At 67.1% G+C, this 21039-nt stretch carries 14 protein-coding genes; 12 read left to right on the plus strand and 2 right to left on the minus strand.

Translation table 11 applies throughout. From position 1 onward, the window contains the following. Positions 1 to 21: 21 nt before the first annotated feature. Positions 22 to 2310 (minus strand): tetratricopeptide repeat protein, encoded by a 2289-nt coding sequence (locus IZR01_RS21675; protein WP_194924916.1) that lies wholly within the window; start codon positions 2308 to 2310, stop codon positions 22 to 24. A 257-nt stretch (positions 2311 to 2567) separates the two neighbouring features. On the opposite strand from IZR01_RS21675, the gene IZR01_RS54325 reads away from it, so the two are divergent. From IZR01_RS54325 to IZR01_RS21695, 4 genes are all read left to right on the plus strand, one after another. Further along, positions 2568 to 2750: a DUF397 domain-containing protein gene (locus tag IZR01_RS54325; RefSeq protein ID WP_369125383.1), complete on the plus strand. Its 183-nt coding sequence runs from the start codon at positions 2568 to 2570 to the stop codon at positions 2748 to 2750. Positions 2751 to 3108: 358 nt separating this feature from the next. Further along, positions 3109 to 4242 carry an endonuclease domain-containing protein gene (locus tag IZR01_RS21685; protein ID WP_194894611.1) on the plus strand — a complete coding sequence of 378 codons (1134 nt, stop codon included), beginning with the start codon at positions 3109 to 3111 and terminating at the stop codon, positions 4240 to 4242. Beyond that, a complete protein-coding gene (locus IZR01_RS21690; RefSeq protein WP_194894610.1) occupies positions 4239 to 4910 on the plus strand; it encodes a hypothetical protein in 672 nt (223 codons plus the stop codon). The genes IZR01_RS21685 and IZR01_RS21690 overlap by 4 nt, the downstream gene beginning before the upstream one ends. Continuing rightward, positions 4907 to 8209 (plus strand): helicase HerA domain-containing protein, encoded by a 3303-nt coding sequence (locus IZR01_RS21695; protein WP_194894609.1) that lies wholly within the window; start codon positions 4907 to 4909, stop codon positions 8207 to 8209. Before IZR01_RS21690 ends, IZR01_RS21695 begins: the two co-directional genes overlap by 4 nt. Positions 8210 to 8288: 79 nt before the next feature. Here the strand turns inward: IZR01_RS21695 and IZR01_RS21700 are convergent, their stop codons facing one another. After that, on the minus strand, positions 8289 to 9245 hold the full coding sequence (locus IZR01_RS21700) for a hypothetical protein (RefSeq protein WP_194894608.1): 957 nt from the start codon (positions 9243 to 9245) through the stop codon (positions 8289 to 8291). 94 nt (positions 9246 to 9339) lie between these two features. Here IZR01_RS21700 and IZR01_RS21705 point away from each other — a divergent pair, with 94 nt between their 5' ends. The 8 genes from IZR01_RS21705 (at position 9340) to IZR01_RS21740 (ending at position 21004) form a co-directional block, all read left to right on the plus strand. Next, positions 9340 to 11472: an nSTAND3 domain-containing NTPase gene (locus tag IZR01_RS21705; RefSeq protein ID WP_194894607.1), complete on the plus strand. Its 2133-nt coding sequence runs from the start codon at positions 9340 to 9342 to the stop codon at positions 11470 to 11472. Positions 11473 to 12195: 723 nt separating this feature from the next. Continuing rightward, complete coding sequence (locus IZR01_RS21710; protein WP_194924918.1) at positions 12196 to 14232, plus strand: esterase/lipase family protein; 2037 nt, start codon at positions 12196 to 12198, stop codon at positions 14230 to 14232. 129 nt (positions 14233 to 14361) lie between these two features. Beyond that, positions 14362 to 14970: a snapalysin family zinc-dependent metalloprotease gene (locus tag IZR01_RS21715; RefSeq protein WP_194894605.1), complete on the plus strand. Its 609-nt coding sequence runs from the start codon at positions 14362 to 14364 to the stop codon at positions 14968 to 14970. Between the two features lie 1084 nt (positions 14971 to 16054). Further along, positions 16055 to 16258: a cold-shock protein gene (locus IZR01_RS21720; protein ID WP_194894604.1), complete on the plus strand. Its 204-nt coding sequence runs from the start codon at positions 16055 to 16057 to the stop codon at positions 16256 to 16258. Between the two features lie 47 nt (positions 16259 to 16305). Then, positions 16306 to 16593, plus strand: a complete 288-nt coding sequence (locus IZR01_RS21725; RefSeq protein ID WP_194894603.1) for a S1 domain-containing protein — start codon at positions 16306 to 16308, stop codon at positions 16591 to 16593. A gap of 197 nt (positions 16594 to 16790) precedes the next feature. Continuing rightward, complete coding sequence (locus tag IZR01_RS21730; RefSeq protein WP_194894602.1) at positions 16791 to 17093, plus strand: hypothetical protein; 303 nt, start codon at positions 16791 to 16793, stop codon at positions 17091 to 17093. A 42-nt stretch (positions 17094 to 17135) separates the two neighbouring features. Then, positions 17136 to 17786, plus strand: coding sequence for an Lsr2 family DNA-binding protein (locus IZR01_RS21735; protein WP_194924919.1), 651 nt, complete (start codon positions 17136 to 17138; stop codon positions 17784 to 17786). Between the two features lie 149 nt (positions 17787 to 17935). Then, positions 17936 to 21004: an AAA domain-containing protein gene (locus IZR01_RS21740; protein ID WP_194924920.1), complete on the plus strand. Its 3069-nt coding sequence runs from the start codon at positions 17936 to 17938 to the stop codon at positions 21002 to 21004. Positions 21005 to 21039 lie beyond the last annotated feature (35 nt).

A 21039-nucleotide genomic window follows, 5' to 3' on the forward strand; every position in this document is an offset into this window, starting at 1 on the left:
GCTTGTTCTCACACTCCGATCTCAGACGTGGTCGGTGGACGGGTCCGCCCCTTGCCGCCGCCGCGCGGCGGCGAGGTGCGACAGTGCCTGCTCCTCGCGTGCGGTGTCACCCAGCTCGTGATGAAGGCCGGCGGCTGCGGCATGGAGTTCGACGGCGCGGTCGAAGCGCCCGGCCTCGGCGTGGGCCGTACCGGCCTCGTCGAGGGTGATCGCTTCGCGGTTGCGGTCGCCGAGTTCGCGGTGCAATGCGATGGCCTGCTCATAGTCGGTCAGCGCCTGCTCTGGGTCGCCCAGTGCGCGGCGCACCCGGGCCAGTTCCATGAGCGCTCGAGCCAGGAACAGCCGGTTCCCGAGGCCGGTGGCGGTTTGGACGGCCGCCGTGGCCGAGGACAGCGCCTCGGCCAGGCGGCCGAGGCCGGCCAGGGCGCCGGCGAGGTCTTGCAGTGCGTTCACCGTGTACACGTGCTGACCGGTCGCGCGCAGCAGCGGCAGCGCTTGTTCGAGTTCGGCGTGCGCCGCCACGTACCGGCGCGTCTCGACGTCCAGGCCGCCGAGGTTCAGCAGAGCCAGGGCCTGGAAGCAGACGTCGCCCGCTTCCTCGGCGAGGGTGTGGGCCAGCTGGAAGCAGTCGCGTGCTTCATCCGGCCGCCCGGCGCGCCTGTGGACCAGGCCCAAGGCATTGACCGATCGGATGCGCCCGTGACGGTCGCCGATCGCCTCCCGAATCTGCAGCGCCTCACGCTGGTACTGCTCGGCGAAGTCGAGCTGGTGCCCCGCGCGGCAGGCCTTGCCCAGACTCTCCAGCATCACGGCCTCGCCGAAGCGGTCGCCGCATCGGCGCGCCGCACCCAGGCCGGCGTGGGATGTGGAGATCCAGTCGTCGAACTCGTTGGTCACCTCGTAGATCCCCAGCAGCGCCCCGGCCAGCAGCCAGGCCAGGTCGTAACGACCGGCATCGGACGCGGCGCCGACTGCCGCCGCCAGGTTCGCCCGCTCGGCCAGATACCACCGCAGAGCCTCGTCGTAGGACGTGAAGGATGGCGCGGCGGCGTGCAAGGCGTCAGGCGGCTCCGGCAGGCGAAGACTGTCCACGCCCATCGCTCTCCCGGCACTCAGGGCGCCGCGCAGGTACCAGGCGGCCAGGTCCGTGACGGCCCGGGCTGCGACCTGCGGGCCCTCTTCGGCCCGGGCGAGGTCTGCGGCGAAGACCCGCAGCAGGTCGTGGAACTCGAACCGCCCGTCGTCTTTCCTCCACACCAGATGCGCCCGTGCCAGTTCGTCCAGCCAAACCCGGACTCGGTCCTCGGGCGCCTGCGTCAACGCCGCCGCCGAAGGGGCGGAGAAATCGCTCCCGGGGTGCAAGCCCAGTGCGCGGAACAACCGCGCGCCGTCGTCCGACAGGGAACGGTAGGACCAGCCGAACACCGTACGCACCGCGGTCCGTCCGCTGGTGCCGGAAAGCTTGTCGATCCTGGTCGACTCTTCGCGCAGGCCCTCGACGAACTCCCCCAACGGGGTAGACGGGCCAGCAGCGAGTTTCTCCCCGGCGATGCGCAACGCCAACGGAAGGTGTGCGCACAATTCGGCCAGCTCAGCGAGCAGGTCGGCATCAGCGGCGCCGGACCGCCCGGCCACACCGCGCAGTAGGGCCACGGCCTCAGTCTCGGACAACACGTCGACAGCCACCTCGCGCACCTCTTCCGACGCCCCGAGTTCACTGAGCCGGTCGCGGCTGGTCACCAGGACGAAGCTCCCGGATGCGGTCGGCAGAAGGTCCGTGATCTGATCGGAGGACGCCGCGTTGTCCAGCATCACCATCCGGCGCCTGCCGGACATGACCGACCGGTAGAGGGCGGCCCGGGCCTCGGCCCCTGCCGGGACTGCGGACGGATCGACACCGCCCCCGAGCAGAAGAGACTCCAGCGCCGCCGACACCGCCAGCGGGTCCAGCCGGTCGTAGCCGCGCAGGTTCACATAGAGCTGACCGTCGGGGAACCGCGCGGCCGACCGATGCCCCCAGCGCAACGCCAGCGCGGTCTTACCGACGCCCGCCGGGCCCCGGACTACCGCGACCGGGCACGAACCGGGACCGGTCGGCACATCCGCCGCGGCGTCGAGTTCGGCCAGTTCGGCCTCGCGGTTGCGAAAGTGTGAGACAGCTCGCGGCAACTGCCACGGCACAAGCAAAGCCGACGCGGCAGCATGGAAATGGACTCCACCGTCGATGTCCCGCGCCAGCACCGCGTTCGCCGCCGACCCGGACAGCTCCGACCGAACGTCCCCGCCGTGCGATACCCGATCGCCGCCCATCCGCACCCCCACGACAGTCCACGCCGTCCCGAACGCCGGGGATCCCGACGCTCCTCCTGCTAGTAAATCAGGCCCCTCCTACCCGGCGCCGGAAAAGCGCTACCCTGGCGCACCGGACACAAACGAGTGGAATGAGGCGACATGCCGAAGCACATCCCCCAACTCGACCAAACGGACAATACAATCGCCGCAGGACGAGCCGACGAGCCGACGAGCCGACGAGCCGACGAGCCCGAGGAAGCGGATCGGGCGAGACGCTGACGTGGCACAAGGCGAGCATGAGCGACAGCGGCGGCAACTGCGTCCAGGTCGCGCGAACCACCCAAGGCATAGCCGTGCGCGACAGCAAGAACCCTGACGGACCCCGCCTGCTGTTCACCGACGCCGAGTTCACGGCTTTCCTCCACGGCGCGCGCAGCGGCGAATTCGACGGGATCTAAGGCCACCGCTCCCCTGCGATCCGCGACGGTTCGTCTGCCCCGTGCGCAGCCGCCGACGCGGCCACCCCCGCCGTTGCAGCGGGGCAACCCAGGGCCCCGTGAGTTGCCTCCCGAAGTGCGGTTCCCGCCCACGGCACCGGCGGCAACCGGTGCGCTAGGCGACGCCCGTACGGCGCGGCTGAGCCACGATATCGGACCGCCCGCGACGGTGAGGACCGTGGAAGTGGGCGCTGCTACTCTCCACCGGCGACCAAGACTGCCCTCGGCGCCGTGCGCCCTGAGTTTTTCGCATCTCGTAGTCATCGCCGGCGTGTCATCAGTAGTCTGATGTGTTGTGACGTGGGCACAGCGGGCCGCCTTGGATTGGTGGACGGGCGTCGAACCCGGACGAGTTGTCAGGCTGGAGGGCAGCACCGCCGATCGGCTACGCAAGTCGCTCGACCCTCTGCCCATCGGAGCACCCGCAATCGTGTGGTGCCGATCGGCCGACGCCGGCTCCGGAACGGATCGAGTCTATGGCGTCGAGGGCCTGCTGGATGAGATTGAACGCGCCGCGATCCGGATCCTTCCGCTCTGGCTTCCCGACTCGGCGGGGATCGTCAGTCCACAAGGAGCTGGAGTCGCTGCGGTGCGATCAATCGCCGCCGACATCGCCGCGAGGTCGACACACTACGGTCCGTTTCTCGCCGACTTGGCCGAACGGGCACTGCGTGCCGCTTCCGACACTCTCTCTGGCGTCGATGTTGCTTCGGCCCGCGTCGACGTCGCCATTTCCGACCATAGATTCCCCGCTCCGACTCGCGCCGCGGCTCTCGCTCTCGTCATCGCGGCCAGCCATAAGCGATCTGCCGCCGCCGCGCTGTTCGAGATTCCGTCAGGATTGCCCGTCACAGCCGAAGAATCGCTGACCGCTGCCGCGAGCTGGATCGCGTATCACGGTGGGTGGATCGTCGGGTTGGTGCCGGTCATACCGACCGCGAAGGCGCCGCGCGCAAACGACTCTGCTGAACCGTCCGCCATCAGCCCGTCGGTCTCAGGTCGCCGAGCAGAAAGCGGGCTCCCCGACCGCAATGCGCCCATCCATTCGCGCGTAACGGGCGCCCCCCGCCCGGATAGCCCTGCTGAACTCGCTCTCGAGGCGGCGTTGCGAAACCGGCCTTGGGCGGGCGGACGAGCATGGAATCGAACGTATCAGAGCGGCCCGTTGGCCCCGAGTTACCGCTTGGACCTTTGGTGGGAACACGAACGCTGTGTCATCGAAGTCGACGGCCCGGAACATCGGTCCGCTGAACGCTATGAGGCCGACCGGCGCCGAGACGTCCAGCTCCAACTCGACGGCCAGTCAGTTCTGCGTTTCACCAACGACCACGTCCTGACTGACGTGGTCGACGTGCTCACCCAGATAGAGCGGCTCCTGCGCAGCCGCCGCCCCCGCCCCGCAGACCTTGGAGACCAGTCGACGTGCCAGCCGTCCGCGCCCTACCCAAGTTGACCCAACCCGAGTTCGCCAGTCTGATCGTCCTGATGTCAGGGGCCCAAGCACTGACGAATCCACAGCTCAAGGAACTCGCTGGATTCGACTTGACCGGCAAGGAACGCCGCACGCTCAACGACTTGGGCCTCGTCAGATCCCGCAAGCAAGGCCGGGCCTTCACTCACGAACTCACCGCCGACGGCTGGCTCGTTTGCCGGGACCTGCTCGCGGCCGCCGAACGTCCCGCACGGGCCGGATCGTTCGGCGGTGCGCTGTTCGCGGTGCTGGCTGGGCTAGGTGCCGCGCTGAACCGGCGTGACCTGGATCCACGACAGTTCTTCGACCCGAGCCGAGCCGAGGACTCGAGCGGACCTGCGACCACCGACGCGGCCTCAGCCGTCGAGTCGGCTGCTGCAGATCCCGCCGAAGTCGAGTGGGCGATCCGCACTGCCTACGGGAAACTGGCCGCGACGGGCGGCGACTGGGTCGGTCTGGCTCCGCTGCGTGCCCATCTCGCCGTGTTCGCACCGTCGGAGATCGACGCGGCGTTGCGTCAGCTGGCCCGTCGGTCAGGAGTGCACATCATCCCGGTGGCGAATCTCAAGTCCCTGACCGAGGCTGATCGCCTCGCCGCGCTGCGGCTCGGCGGCCAAGACTGCCACGCCCTGGCCATCGAGGCCGAATGAACCCCGAGGAACGCAGGGTTCTGCGTCATCTGAGGTTCGACCACGCCCAGACGTCCGGCGACGTCTGGCGGGGCTCGCCGTACCACATCGCCGAGCTGCACGCCGAAGCCGTCGAGCGGATCACCGACGGCTTGGAGGACGCTCGGGCCTGCGCGGAATCCAGCCCGATCGGCGTCGCTGTGAGAGGCGAGGCCGGCGCGGGTAAAACCCACCTGCTGGGTACGGTCCGCGAACGGACCCAGAGAGCCGGCGGCTACTTCTCCCTCATCGAACTGACCAAGGGTGTCCCCTTCTGGCAGAGCGCTGCCGCGGCCCTGAAGCAGGATCTGCTGAAATCGGGTGCCGAGAAGCGCAGCCAGCTGCATGATTTCCTAGGGCGGCTTGCAGAGATCATCACCGTACCCAACGACGTGCGCGAGATCGTCCTGAATGGACGAAGCGGTCTGACGCCGCAGGTGTTGGACCTCATCGTAGCGACGCTACGCCGGTACGACGCGCCCCTCGGCCTCGAGGTCCAGGACACCCTGCGCGCACTGATCCTGTTGGCATCGTCCGATCTGGCCGCTCAAGACGTAGGTGATTCGTATCTCCAAAGCGATCGGTCCAGCGACCCCGGGCTGCGTGACGCGTGGGGTTTCCGTGGGCCCGTGAAGGTCCCGCAGCAAGTGCTGCGGGAGATGTCGCGCCTGCTCGCACTGACCGGCCCGACGGTCATCGCGATCGACCAGCTCGACTCGCTGTTCGCCCAGTCGACCGGGTCGGTGCTGCACTCCGGCTCCGGCGATGACCCCGAGATCCAGCGCACCCTAGGCCAGATCGCCGACAGCCTGCTCCAATTGCGCGAAACCACGCGCCGCACGCTCACCGTCGTGGCGTGCCTCCCCGACACGTGGGCCCTGATCAAACGCGACGCAGCTGGACCGGTGCCCGACAGGTTCCGCGAGACGCTCATCTTGGGACGGATACCGACGGATGGCATGGCCCGCCTCATCGTCGCCAAGCGACTCGAGATCAAATTCGCCGAAGCCGGGTTCCGGCCGCCGTTTCCGACCTGGCCCGTCGCGCCGACGGCGTTCGACGACACAGCCGGCCACTACACGCCGCGAGTACTGATCAAGCGAGTCGAGGCGCACATCGCCATGTGCGTACGCAAAGACGAGATCCTCACGTTGGACCACCTCGACGCCGTGGCGGCGACGGCGAACACCGGGTACGACGAAGGCTCCGTACGTGCGTCTGGGCCCGGATCGTCAGCGCGCCCGTTCGGTCCGACCACATTCGCAGCCCTTGATGCCCGGTTCGCGGAACTACGGCTCGGAGCCGACGTCGCAGCGGCTCTCGATCCGCTGAAGGAAGACAAGGTGCTGCCCGAGTTGCTCGCCGCCGGCCTTCGGGCCTGGGTCATCGAATCGCGAGTAAGCGAAGACGCCTACAACGTGCGCGTCACGACCACGCCTCGACCACCGGTTCACGCCACGCTGCGGCAAGTCCTGGAACCGGCCCACGAACTCGAAGTCCGGTGGTTGTTCCGCGGGATCGCCAGCCCAAACGCCAACGCGGTCATCAGTCGGGTCAGAGCGGCCTGCACAACTGCTGTCCCCGTTACGGGCCGCTATGCCCGCCGTGTGATCCTGCTGCGCAACACGCCGTGGCCGCGCGGCCCCCGCACCACGGAGGTCGTCGAAGCGTTCACCCAGCAGGGCGGCGAAGTCCGCCCGGTCTCCGAGTCGGACCTGAGGATCTTCGCGGCCCTTCGCACGCTGTTGAACGAGGACGACAACCAGCTTCCGGCCTGGCTCGCGACCCGCCGTCCGGCTCGGAGCACGGCCTTACTGCAAGAGATTCTGGTCGGCGTCGTCCCGTTCGCGGACGCCCCCGCAACGGTCGGGGCCGTACCGCCACGAGGCACGGCCACGGATAGACCGCGTCTGGAACCGGTACCCGCCGGCGTACCGGACCTCCGAGGCAGCAGTCCGGACTCCGAGGCATCGTCCACTGACCCGTTCATCACGGAAGACTCGACCCTGCCCGCCATCGCTGTCGGCACCGAGGTCGAGACCGGCGGCGCGTATGCGATCGACCTGGCGTCGCTGCGCAAGCACACGATCGTGTTCGCGGGCTCAGGTTCCGGCAAGACCGTGCTCATTCGCAGGATGGTCGAGGAGTGCGCACTGCTCGGCGTCTCGTCGATCGTCCTGGACCCGAACAACGATCTGGCACGTCTCGGCGATCCGTGGCCGACTCAGCCCGCAGCGTGGAGTCCGGGAGACTCTACGAAGGCGGCGCAGTACCACGCATCAGTGGAGGTGGTCATCTGGACGCCAGGCGTGTCTGACGGACGCCCCCTCATCCTGCCCAGCCTTCCAGACCTGAGCGCCGCGCCGGACGACAGCGACGAACAGCGCGAGATCCTCGACGAGGCAATCAACATCCTCGGCCCGCGGGCAAAACTGACCGGAGCTACCGGCAAGGCAGCCAAGGGCGAGGCGATTCTCCGTCAGGCGTTGCTCTACCATGCACGCCGACAACCGAACGAATCCACGTCATTGACTGCGTTCATCAAGCAGCTCGCGAATCTCCCTGCGGCGGCGCTGTCGATACCGGACGGCCCCAAGATCGCCGCGGATCTGGCCGGGCTGCTGGAGGCGGCGAAGACCAACGACTCACTGTTCGCCGGCAGCGGCACACCTCTGGACCCGGGACTCCTTCTGACCCCGAGCCCAGGGAAGCGCGCACGCGTGTCGGTGATCAGCTTCATCGGCCTGAGCTCGGAGGAACAACGGCAGGCCTTTGTCAACCAGCTGCAGATCGCCTTGTTCACCTGGATCAAAGCGCACCCCGAGCGAGACCGCCCCTTAGGCGGGCTCTATGTCATGGACGAAGCCCAGACCTTCGCACCGACGAGCGGGAAGACGCCGTGCACCGGAAGCACCAACGTTCTGGCCGCGCAAGCCCGCAAGTACGGCCTGGGACTCGTGTTCGCGACACAAGCGCCGCGCAACCTCCAGACCAAGATCGCCAACAACTGCGCCACCCAGTTCGTCGGCATGCTCAGCGGCACTGCAAACCTGGACGCGGCCCGCGATATCGCGAAATCCAAGGGGAGTTCCATCCCAGATATCGGCGTACTGACCACCGGAACGTTCTACGCGGCACGTCCAGGCGAGGGCTTTACCAGGGTCCAGACACCCCTATGCCTAACGCACCATGCTCCTGCGCCACTAACCAGAGACGAAGTAGTCGCCCGTACCGGACCGGGACCGGGGCGGCGTCGGCGCGACGACCAGGCGAAACCGTAGACGCGGTTCGGCCAACGTCGGACTGGGAGCCGTCGGCCGCGGTCGACCCGCGTAACGGCATGCTCCCGCCGCGCCCGGCTCACCTCGCCATCGTCGAGGTGTAGACAGGCGACGGCTCGTCCGAGGAGTTAAGCGTGATAGTCCAGCCGCCCTCCGGCCGCTCTTGCACGTGCACCCCGCCGACCATCTCTTCGATCGGGCCCGAGAGGGTGATCCCGCCGATCTTGTAAGTCTCCTTTACCCGGCGGCCGGTGTCGAGTCGGACTACAGAGCGCGGGGAGTCCGCCAACCTCTCGATCATCTCCTCCTGCATCTCCTGCGTGAGATCCGGCACCTCCGCCGCCAGGCGGCCTATGACATCGCGCGTATATCCGGACTCCAGTGCCGGCCAACGCGCGGCGATCTCTGCCATCTGCTCCGGGGCGACCCGGTGCGCGACCTCGAAGAACGTCTTCGTCGCGGCCGAGGGCTTCGCAAACAGCCGGATGCCGAACGCCTCAGGGAAGTAGTGCGCGGCGGTAACCAGGCGATCCGCGCAGTACACCTCGTCCGGTGGCAGCGAACGCGTGACCAGCGCCCCCTTTTGAAGATCTCCCGGCTTCTCCAGCATGTCCGTCACAGCCGACAGTTGCAGCTCCCCCGAATCAAGGCGTTCGAGCACCGCACCGTGCTCGGCAACGACCTGGAGCTTGAGCAAGCCGGCGACGCGGCCGGCGTCGCCGTCGGCGCGCAGCGCGAGCAACAACCCTTCCCGCGTCCTCCCGTTCATCACGGCGATCAGGCGTTCGGCCAGCTGAAGCGTCGCACCGGGGAAGTCGTCATCTGAACCCTGATACAGCAGCTGGAAGAGGTCCCGAACCTCCGGGTCGTTGAACCTGCCCGGCGGCATGGCATCATCCTTGTTCGCCTTTTCGAGCAGATCTGTGACATGAGCGCTCAGAAAGCCCTCGATCGGCGAGTCGACGCGCTGCGACACCGGAGGTTTCGGTGCAAGGCCGGCAGCCACACGCGTATATGCGACGAGGTTTATTTTCACGGATCCGCCCCTCTTGGCGAGAATCTTCGAGTCATGATGACAGGACTAGACTGCACGGCCCAAAGGAGATCTACGTGCGATCGGCGGGAATCCATTGACGGAGTACGACTTCCGGACGCTCTCACCCGGCGACTTCGAGCGGTTGGCATGCGACGTGCTCAACACCGACCTGGGGCTACGCCTGCACTCCTTTCCCGCCGGCCGGGACGACGGCATCGACCTACGCGAGATCGCAGACGACGGATCCACTGTCGTCGCACAGTGCAAGCACTATGTCGATTCGAGCGATTCGACGTTCCTGCGGGCCATCGAGACCGAGTCGAACAAATCAGCGGTAAAGAGCGCGGGGTGGTATCTCCTTGTCACCTCGCGCCCGCTGTCGCCGGGACGCGAGACGAGAGTCGCCGGAATTCTCGGCATCAGCGTGAGTGACGTCTGGGGCCCCGGCCGGATCAACCGTGTGCTCAGAGAGCATCCCGAGATCGAGCGCCGGCACTTCAAGCTCTGGCTGAACTCGACGACAGTGCTGTCGCAGGTCGTCAACGCGGGCCTGTGGCAGCGAACCGAGGCCCGACTCGAAGAAGTCGCGAGCCGCATCAAGTACTGGGCCGAGATCCCCGCGTACGCGCAAGCACGCGAAACTCTCGCGACCGATGGCGTCTGCGTGATCACCGGGGACCCGGGCGTCGGCAAGACGTTCCTCGCCGAGAAGCTCATGCTCGACGCGGTCCAGGAGGATTGGCAGATCGTGGACTTATCCGGTGGCGTCACTGCCGCCTGGGCCGTGGTCGGCAACGAAGGCAGGCGACTGTTGTGGATCGACGACTTTCTCGGGCAGGCCAGGCTGCGCCATGACGCCGCAGACACGGCGTCCGAGCTGCAGGATCTCGTCTCCTTCGTCCGGAGAAACAAGAGCCGCCTACGCCTGGTTCTGACGGCCAGGGAACAAGTCCTCAGCCAGGCCGCCCATAGCGACAGCGACCGCCTCCGTACGCTGGCCATCGAGCCCACCCGCTGCAGACTGGCCATGTCAGCACTCAACGATGAGACCAGGATAGAGATTTTGCAGAACCACCTGCACTTCTCCGGCTACCCGGTCGACGAGGCGGCGCGGGACCCACGTTGGGGAGCCGTCGCGGCACATCCCGGATTCAATCCGCGTCTGATTCGCACCGCGATCGAGCAGCGCACATCCGAACCGACCAGGCAGGCACTGGCGGAGCGGCTGACAGCGGCGCTCGGCAACCCGGCAGAGTTGTGGAAAGTCTCGTTCGACGTACTCGACGACTTGGCCCAACAGATCGTCCTGGCCCTCGCCTCGTTCCCCGCCAGGCCGGTCTCGTTCAAGAACCTGCGAAGCATCGCCTCACCGGACGGCGGAAGCCTTGCCTGGAAGCGCTCCCTGCAGTCCCTTGAGCCCACTTGGATCACCATCATCGGCACCGCGAGCCGCAGGGCGGCGCGGTTCGCCAATCCCAGCTGCCGCGACTACCTGCTCGGGCTTCTCGACGACGACGATCTCGCCCGGGATTGCGTCGCCGACCGCCTGCGACAGCTGGAACAACTCATCTCCATCAGCCAGGCTGCCGGGCTCCTCCCTCCGAACGCCGCGGATCCGTTCACTGCACCGCATAGACGCGGAACTCTGGCCGACGTACTTATGGAGTACCGAACAGAATTCACGACACACCTCGAGCGCTGGTGGCACGACTGGAAAGCGCGCACGAGCAGCACTTTGGGGCTCACTCTGCTTCGCCTCCGCGACACAGCCGCGCTGCTAGGCCTATACGGCGACGCGGAGACGTCGGCTTGGATCGTAGAGGAGGTGCACACACTGATCGACAGCCAGGCGAGCAGGATGCCGTGCGTCGAGTCGCTAGCGTTGGCACGGCAGGTTCGCCTGCTGCCGACCGTGCCCGACACCCTCCTGCACCGGCTGACTGAGACGGCTCTCGGCAACGCCGCCAGCATCCGTGACCTGGACGCATACGAGGATCTCCCCGTCTCGATGGCGACAACCGAGGTACGTCGAATCGCTCGCCGCCGGGCCGCGGACATCATCATGGGCGAGCTCGAGGCGTTGACACATGAGACGACCGACCCGGCGGTTCTGGAAGACGCCGCCCTCGAACTGAAGTTTCGCGCGCAGTGGTACGAAGTCGACATCGGCGTCGATCCGGTCCTTGATCTCATCGATCGGCTGAAGGCGTCGATGAGCTCAGCCTAGTGGCTCGCGAAACGCCGACCTGGCCCTAGAGCCTGGATGCGGAGCCTTCAGCCTGAACTTGAGCTCACATATGGACGCCACCGTGGACGTCTCCGTCAGTCTGCACCAGCTTGTCTCTGAGTCCCCGCCGCACGACGCAGCACATCCGCAGCGCGAGGGAGCCCGCCGACGCCACGATCGGCGCTCGCGACGTCGATCCGGTCGCTACCTTCCCCAGCGTGGCGAGACCGCCCCGTCACCGTGTATCGCACCGAGAAGTCACCGACGCCCGAGATCGCACATTCGCCCCCTCAGCCCGATCATGCACCTCGAAGACCAGTCGGAGAATACCAGCATAGGAAGATTCTGATATACGGTCGAGCCGCGGAGAGGGCCTACCGGCCATCGGCCCGCAGGGAACGCGAACAGGGGTAGCGCGCCGGTCGCGGCGGAATGCGTTGGCACACGCCTATGCGGCCTCCAGCCAGGCCGAACTGCTCGCAGGACAGCACACCATGGTAGACCTCGGATACGACGGCGTCAGCAGCAGCGACCTCGTCCCGGTTAACGCCTACCGGCCCTGCCCTGCATGAACGCCAGGCCGCGTTCAGCAGGAGCCACTCCGGCATCCGCACCGCCATCGAACACGCCGCCGCGCGGGCATGCTCCACACAACCATTCAGTAGTCTGGCTCACCTCGACGGCCTCGTACCGGACGGCACGTCTTCGGAGGGGTGGGTGTGAATGCTGGGCATCGTGTTCGTACACGGAATCAACTCGTCACCAAGCATGTGGGACGCGTTCGCCGATCTACTGGCTCACGATCCAGAGCTGACGCAGATCCTAGCCGAGCCGACACCGCGGTTCGGCTACGCCACAGGCCTATGGCGGCCGTGGTGGCGCCCACTACAGGTGATCCCATCGATTACCACCGCCGCCGACAGCCTGAAGGAATACCTCACTACCGAAGCCGGCAGGTACGAAGGCCTGGTTCTTGTCGGTCACAGTCAGGGCGGCCTGGTGATTCAACGATGCCTGGTGCGATTGCTGTCTGAGGGCCGGGGCCGGGAACTGGCCCGGATCCGACGGGTGGTCCTGCTGGCCACACCGAACACCGGATCCCAGTTGGCGCTAGCCGCCCGACGGGCTCTGATCCGCAGCAACCCTCAGGAGAGGGCCCTGCGCCCGTATGACGAACTGATGGCCGACACGCTGCGCGTCATCGCACTCGACGTGATCTACGCCCCCAGCGAGCCGAGTGATCGGTCCTGCCGAATCCCGTTCTCCATCTACGTCGGCGAGCAAGACGGGGTGGTCACTCGAGCCTCGGCACAAGCGATGTTCCCGGAGGCCGCGGCACTGCCCGGTGACCACTTTTCGATCGCCCGACCGACGTCGCACGATCACCGCACCTACGCCACCGTCAAACGTCTGCTACTCCAGGCTGCTCGTGGAGACCGGGATCCGCCAGTAAAAACCGCCACAAGCCTCGGACCAGCCGCGTTGGAGGTACACAACGCAGGCGACATCGCGCATGCAGCCTCAGGCCGTGCAGCAGCAGAGCTCGAGACTCAGTTGACGGCCTACCTACCCCGTGCCTTCGATGCAGAGCTCCGGAACGTGCTATCCCTCGCGCTCGCCGGCGGACCTTCTCGGCTGGTAATGCTGACCGGGGAGTCCTCGACTGGCAAGACGCGCGCCCTGTACGAAGCCTTACTTGAGGGCGCGCCTCAGGCGCCGTTGCTTCGTGTCACGGACACCGCAGACCTGCTCTTGCTGCTGGAGTCTAAACGAATTCCGTCCGGATGCGTGTTGTGGTTGAACGAGGCGCAGCGCTACCTGTACGGCGCAGGCGGAGAGAGGGCCGCGAGCCGGCTGCACAACCTGTTGGCTCGCACCTCAGGGATTGCGGCCGTGGGTACTATGTGGTCCAAACCCTACTGGAACCAGCTGACAGCCACTTCCGAGGGCGATCCACACGGACAAGCCCGGGCCCTGCTGACACACCCGCAGTTCGCGATACGCATTCAGGTTCCCACGCACGTCCGTGGCGAGGACCTGGCAGCGTGGCAGGACCTTGCTGACAGCACCGACGACTTCCGCCTGCGGCACGCCCTAGACGCGGGAGCAAGCGATGGCCGCGTAGTCCAGCACCTCAGCGGTGGGCCGGAGCTGCTCACCGCCTACCTTGAAGGCCCAGGCGAATTCTTCACCCCCCGCGAACACGCGCTGCTTACTGCGGCGCTCGACGCGCGACGGCTCGGCCATCACGGACCGCTGACCGCCGATCTGCTGGCCGAGGCTGCCGACGGCGACTTGAATCCTCGGCACCGTTCTTCCGATGGGAACTGGGCTCACAGTGGACTACAAGCCCTGGCCAACGGCAAGCGCAACGACGGCACCACCACCGTCATCCGCAACGCGCTCACCGCGATGACAGCTGTTCGGCCCCGCAGCGGCGCCCCTCCCGCATACGAACCGGCCGACTACCTAGACCAGCACACTCGCCGCATGCGTGCCGACCGACGAGGCAGCGAGGCGCTATGGGCTGCCCTTCTCAAGCACACGCCTGATCGCGAAGATCAGGCCCGCCTCGGCCAGGCAGCATGGAATCGCGGATTGCGCACCATAGCGATACACCTGTGGAACAGGTCTGTTGCCGCCGGCCATCCCATCACTCCATTGGTACGGCTAGGAGCGCCGGACACCGTCGGCCTAATCCTGCCTTGTCCAGTTCTGGACAAGGTCACGCCCTTGTCGCTGGTACGAGGCCGCAAATAGACTTCGAACCCTGATAGCGGATTGACGGTCAGCGGCGCCACCGGACGTTCGTCCCGCCACCTGTTCGGCCACCGGGTTCACCATCCCGGCGGCCGGTTCGCCCTACTCCCCTTCCGCAAAGGACCGCAGATGCGTACCAGACTCACTGCGCGTGCGTTCGCCCTCGGCGTATGCGTGCTCCTCCCGCTGGCGACAGCCTCCGTCAGCCAGGCCGCGTCGTCCCAGACCGCGTCGTTCGCAACCGCTGCGACGCCGCACGACTCAGTCCGCGTCGTGTACTACGAGGACACTGACGCCGGCGATTGGCAGTCCGACGTGGCCACGGCCACGGCGGTCTGGAACAGCAGCGTCGACGACGTCAAGTTCGTCGAGGCCGACAGCGAGCACCAGGCCACCGTGCACCTGATCGCCACCAGCGGGTGGCCGGAGACCAGCTCGGACGACCCCGGCTCGGGCACCGTGGAGCTCGGCCAGGAGGCGGTGTCCGAGGGCTACTCCGCACCACGGATCACCGCGCACGAACTCGGCCACATACTCGGCCTCCCCGACAACTACAACGGCGACTGCGCAGCTCTGATGTCCGGCCACAGCGCCGGTACCGACTGCACGAACGACCACCCGGACGCGTCGGAGATCGCCAACGTGGAGTCGATCTTCGCCGACGGGTTCAGGCCGCATATGCCGGCGCGCGTCTACCGTGACGACGCCGCCACGTCCTCCATGCTCGTCCACGGCTGACGCCGCATCGGTCGAACACTGCGTCGCGCGACGCGGAATACCCGGCCGGAAGCATCGGTGGTGATATCGACACCCAGTGGGAGAAGTCCTCGCCGATGCTTCCGGAGCCGATGTGTCCGGCGTGGAGAAGACCAACTGGCACCCCGCGATCCACCAGCCAGTACGGCACATCCGTGATCCGGCCTCGTGCTGCTGGAACATCGATACTATCGGCTCTCCATCTGTAACGATCCGGTAGCGAGCGGAACCTCGGCGTCGGCCGGCTGCTCCGCTTTGCTCGTCCACGTTCGCAGTGGTGTGTTGCGAGGCGCCGGTAGCCCAGGAGGCGGACGCCGACGAACGTTTCGATGCAGGTCTTGCGGCAAGCCGGTCCTAAGGCGGATTCTGAGGTGGATCCCCGCGTCAATCAACGAATCGTGCCTTTGACAGGTCCCCTAAACGCCGCTCGACGAGGGCCTGTGCCCTGCTCCTGGGCGCCGGAACGGCTGGCGTATCTCCCCAGTGCCTCTACGAGACACTACAGCGCCACATGAACGTCGCCACCAGAGTCTCGCTGCTCGGGTGCGTCACGACGAGCGTAATCATGGACCTACTGCACAACCCCCACTCGCTGGACGGCTACCTCGTCGCGGCAGTTCCACCGGCCGGCGCCTCTCGGCTCGATCCGAGCAGCGCTGGCCGGCATGGTCAGTCGCTGGTGGCGCGTTCGAGTTCGATCTCGATGGCCAGCACAAGGAGTCGAACATCGCCCGGTAGTACTTGCCGATCAGCTCCTCCACACCGTCGTGGCCAAGGGCGTGATAGTAGGTCGGCTGGTAGGCGTGATGCGTCTCGGGGTCCAGGGTGATGTCGTAGGGAGCGTTGTCCAAGGCGCCGAAGCGGGCTACGGCGTCGACTAGTTTCGCCGCTCCGATGGACGTGCCCTGATTCCCGATGAGCCTGCCCCGGCGCCATGTCAGGTTGGTCCACCGACGTGGGTCCGGATCGTGTGGATCAGGTTGTGGCGACTACACCGAAGGCAGGAGGACGAAGGCGCGGTCGTCGCCGAGCTGCGAATTAGGACCCAGATATAGAGTAGTATCGAATGGCCACCGGCATCGTCAAGTGGTTCAACGACGGCAAGGGGTTCGGCTTCATCACTCCGGACGGAGGAGGCGAGGACTTGTTCGCCCACTTCTCCGCGATCCAGATGGACGGCTTCAAGACCCTGAAGGAAGGTCAGAAGGTCAAGTTCGAAGTTACGGACGGCCCGAAGGGCAAGCAGGCCAGCAACATCCAGAATCCCTGACCGGCGCCGTGCCTGCCCGCCCGGACCGACCGATCCAGGAGAAGCCCATGGCAGACTTCACCGGACAGATCGCCTCCTTCGACGCCAATCAAGGGTACGGCTTCATCACCCCGGCTCCCGGCACTATCGTCCCGGACCCCGTCGGGGAAACCCAAGATGAACTGGACGACAATGTGTTCGTGTCCGCCGCCCAGATCCGCGACGCTACGACCCCGGCGCCATTTGAGCACATCAGCTGGGGTACTCCGTCGCATTGCGATCGATCGACGCTTCTCAGGGGCCAGTCGACCCGGGCAACCGGCTTTTCCGAGTATGACCGCACGCGTGATGCGTGATCAGTACCCTAGACAGACCCCGCCGGTACCTAGTGGCGACGTCCTGGAGGGGTGAATTGAGGTCTTGCTGCCTGACTTGCCATCGGCCCTGACAGAGTCAGTCACCCTCCGAAACGATTTCGTGGCGCTCGTGGCCGCGGTGATTCAGCCGGCCGCGGGATACCCGCGCTTTACGAAGGAACTAGGGTGGCAGCGGCATGGCTGACGAGATACACGGAGCCCTTCCCACGAATGGGACGGAAGCCGAGATCATCAATGCGCTCAACCGACGCCGCACCGGTCTCAATCCCCTAGCGGTCGCGATCGCCGAACGTCACGTCCGCGAGGGCGACCGGGCGGTCGAGCTAGCCGGCGAACGCTACGAGGTAAGGGACGCCGAGTGGAGCGTCGAGCAAGACGTCTACGGTTGTGAGGACGGCCGTAGCTGCCAGGACGTAACCCCGGCTGAGCGTGAGTCGTTCGAGGCCATCATTGCCGAGCGGCTGAAAGATAGAGGTTAAGCGCCGGACCGTACAGGTTGGCAGCTGGGACGCACTTCCGTCGTGGCCGACTCCGACGCCCACGCCCGCGGACGACGCATCCTGGCCCTGGCCAACCGCGTCGAACACCTCACCGCCGTCGCCGCCGCCCTGACCGGACATGGTGTACCAGCCCTGCAACTGCACGGCGGCCTGAGACCGGCCGAACGCGCCCGCGCCCGCGTCCGCGCCGCCATGTCGCCGCACAGTCCCGGGCCACTCGTCGTCCTCACCATCGACAAGATCGCCGGTGAAGGGCTGGACGCCGGCCTGGACACGCTGTTCCTGATGAACCCCGTATCGTTCCGGGGCCGCGTCATCCAGCAAGTCGGCCGCGTCATGCGCACCGGACCGGACAAGACAGGCGTCGAAGTCCACGACTACCTCGACGCTGTCGTTCCCCGGCTGGAACGCTCACACCGAAAACGCAGACGGCTGCTGGAAAGGCTCGGCTTCACCACAACCAGCGCTCCACCACCCGGACCGTCCCGTCACGCGACCGCCCGGATCGCCGGGCCCGGTCACAGCGGGCCCGACCGGACCGCCAAGCCCACTGCGGCCGACGTGCGCGCCTGGGCACGCATGTGCGACGTCGAGGTCTCCCAGCGGGGCCGGATCAGCGCCGACGTCTGGCGGGGGTATCTCCGCGGCCACCCGGTCCACGACGACCGCTGACTGGCTCGGACCTCAACAGCCTCCTCCCCCGCAAGCCCTCAAGCCGTGGGGCACCGTCAAGTTTCACAGCACTCTGATATCGGTGGCTGGTACCGTGTCAGACTTCCGCGTAAATAGACCGATAGCGGCACTGGGGAATCGGGGACGGCATGATCGAGCGGTCGGGCGGCGCCGTCGGGCATCTGCTCAAGGCAGCGCAGCTGGAGATCGTCGCGGCACGTCGGGACGACGCGAAGACCGCGGACAAGGCAACGCTGACCGGTGGCGAACGGATCGCGGGCGCTGAGGGGAGCCGGTATGAGTACCGCTTCGCCTGCCGGTTCTGGCCAGTGTCGTTCGATGACGTGGACCTGGTCATTCGCCCGGCTTCCGGCCGGGGCGAGTGGGTGCCCGCCGAGGTCACGTCGGGCCCCGACGGGCGGCGCAGGGTAGTCACGGAGACCGATCTGGGCGCCCGGCCGCCGAACTTGCAGGTTCGCGAGGACAACGCGGCCGGGTGGGAGAAGCTCGCCGCCCGCCTGCAAGCCGCGCTCGACAAACCGGACGCCGCCGACGTCAAGGCCGCGGACTGGGTTCTGGGCGCCGGCCGTCCAGCCCTGGGAACCGAGCATGCCGTGGCCGAGCTAGTCCAGGGCTGGGACCTGCTGACACTCAACCCCGAGCAGCGAGCTGCCGTGGAACGGGCGCTGGGCAGCGACGTGCTGTTCCTGTGGGGACCGCCGGGAACGGGCAAGACCGACGTGGTCTCGCACATCGTCGAAGGCTGCTACCGACAGGGACTCTCGGTGCTGTTCCTGGCCCCGACGAACGTCGCCGTCGACCAGGCGCTGCAACGGATCTGCCGCTTGCTGGAGCCCGAGTCCGGCTTCGACGAGGACCTCGTACAGCGGGCCGGGAAGATCGCCCTGCCGACGTTGGCGGCCTCCTACGGCGACCGGATCCGATCCGAGGAGATCGCGGAGCGGCTGTCAGCGGAGCTGAAGCAGGAGATTGAGCTCCTCGCCCGGCAAACGGCGACCGTCGCCGCCCAGACGGCCGCCCGGCGTCGGGTCGAGACCTTGGAGCAGCAGCGCGACACCGCCTCGAACCAGTGGCAAGCCCTGGATCAGCGCGGCGTTCAACTGACAGGACTCGCGGCCCAGGCCGAAGCCGACATCGCACACCTCACCGACGAGGCCACGAGGCTGGAGAGCGGATTCGTCCTCCGGAAGCAGTCCCGACTGGACCGGCTGGCCGCCCAACTCGACCAGGCACGGTCCCAACTCTCGGTCCACCAACAGCAGTCGCGCGAGGTCGCTGCGAGCCGCACCGACGCGCACCGGGCCTACGAGACCGCCGTCACGACGCTTGGGCTTCCGGAGAACAACGTCACAGGACTCCCCAGCACCGCAGAACTGCGGCAACACGAGCGCGACCTCGCCGCCCGGACGAAGCAGGTCGACGAGCGACTGCGGAAGGTCATCGAGACCGTCCGCGACCGGTGCCGGGTCATGGGCGCGACCGTCGCCAAGGCGATCGTCTCCCAGCGCCTGCTCCAGAGCGTCGACGTGGTGGTCATTGACGAGGCCGGCATGGTCGACCTGCCGTCGGCCTGGTACGCGGCCGGCCTGGCCGGGCGACGCCTGATCGTGGCCGGCGACTTTCGCCAACTCCCAGCGGTGACCAAGGGCGTGCAGGACCGCAAGGCCAGCCCGGACGACCGTCGCCACGCGGCCGACTGGACCGCCCGCGACGCCTTCCACGCCGCCGGCATCGCCCACGACGGCGCGGTCGCCGAACGCGATTCGCGCCTGGTGTCGCTCCGGACCCAGTACCGGATGCGGGAGCCCATCTGTCAGCTCGTCAACGCCGTCGCCTACCCCGACTCACCACCTCACACCGGCCGCGACGACCGGGCCCCGCTGGCTGACCTGTCCGGACTGCTCGACTCCGCCCTCGTCCTGGTCGACACCTCCACCAGGCGAATCACCCACCACCATCGCGGCGAAGCACACCTCGCCAACGAGGTCCACGAAGCGCTGGTCCACGAGATCATCAGAGCACTCCAATACGACGGCGCACTACCCGGGCGTAAGCACGGAAGACCAGAGCAAGGACACGGCACCACCGATCGGCTGGCCGTCATCGCGCCCTACCGCAAGCAGGTGAAGAACCTGGCCGCCAGCATCAAGTACAGGTTCGGCGAGAGCCACGACGGACTGGCCGACACCGTCCACCGCTTCCAAGGCAGCCAGCGCCCGATCGTCATCTTCGACACCGTCGCCGGCGCGGGGACCAAACCGGGGCAGTTCTACGAGGGCACCGAACTCTCCTCGACGACCTGCCGCCTTCTCAACGTCGGGCTCTCCCGCGCCCAGGACCACCTGATCGTCCTGGCCGACGTGGAGTTCCTGCGCGGCAAGCTCACCGGCGGACCGGCCCTGCGCATGCTGGACCACCTGGAGCAGCACGCGACCCGCTGGCCGGTCGAGGAGCTCATCCCCATCCGCGAAGCCTCCGACCTCGGCCGCATGTCCGCCGACGAGCTCGAGCGCCCGGCGTTCTTTCCCGCCGACGAGGTGACCAAGGCCGTCGAGTGGGACATCGAACGGGCCCGAAAGAACGTCGAGATCTACTGCGCCTTCCTCGGCACCACCGCCGTCGCCCGATGGCTGCGCCACCTCCAGCATCGAGTCGATGCCGGTGTAACCGTCACGGTCTACACCAGGCCCGGCGAATCCGGCTCCGCCGGCGACGGACAGCGAACACAGATCGACCGCCTCCGCGCCGCCGGGTGCGACGTGCAGACCCGCGACAGGATGCACGAGAAGGTACTGATCCTGGACTCCGAAGTCCTGTGGCACGGCTCGCTGAACCTGCTCTCCCACACCGGCTCGCGCGACCTGATGATGCGGCTGACCAGCGCATCGGCATGCGAGCGGGTGCGCAGGATCCTGGACAGCGCCCGCGAGGACCGACCCGCCCGAACCTGGAACACCGGCCGGCCGGGCAACGCACCGGCACCGGCACCACCGGACTCCAGCAGCGAGACCACAGGCGCGGGGACCGTCGTCGACGGCAGACTCTTCCTGAACGTACCCTTCGACGACAAGGACACCGCCAAGCGGATCGCCCAAGCCCGCTGGGACCGCGAGCGCAAACTCTGGCACGTCGACGCGGCCGTCTACGCCGACCCTGCCAAGCCCGAACATGACCTGATCAAACGATGGCTGCCCTGACACGGACTCAGACCCGCCAGCTCCCACCCACCCAC

The organism is Catenulispora pinisilvae (assembly GCF_015356865.1).
GTDB lineage: Bacteria > Actinomycetota > Actinomycetes > Streptomycetales > Catenulisporaceae > Catenulispora > Catenulispora pinisilvae.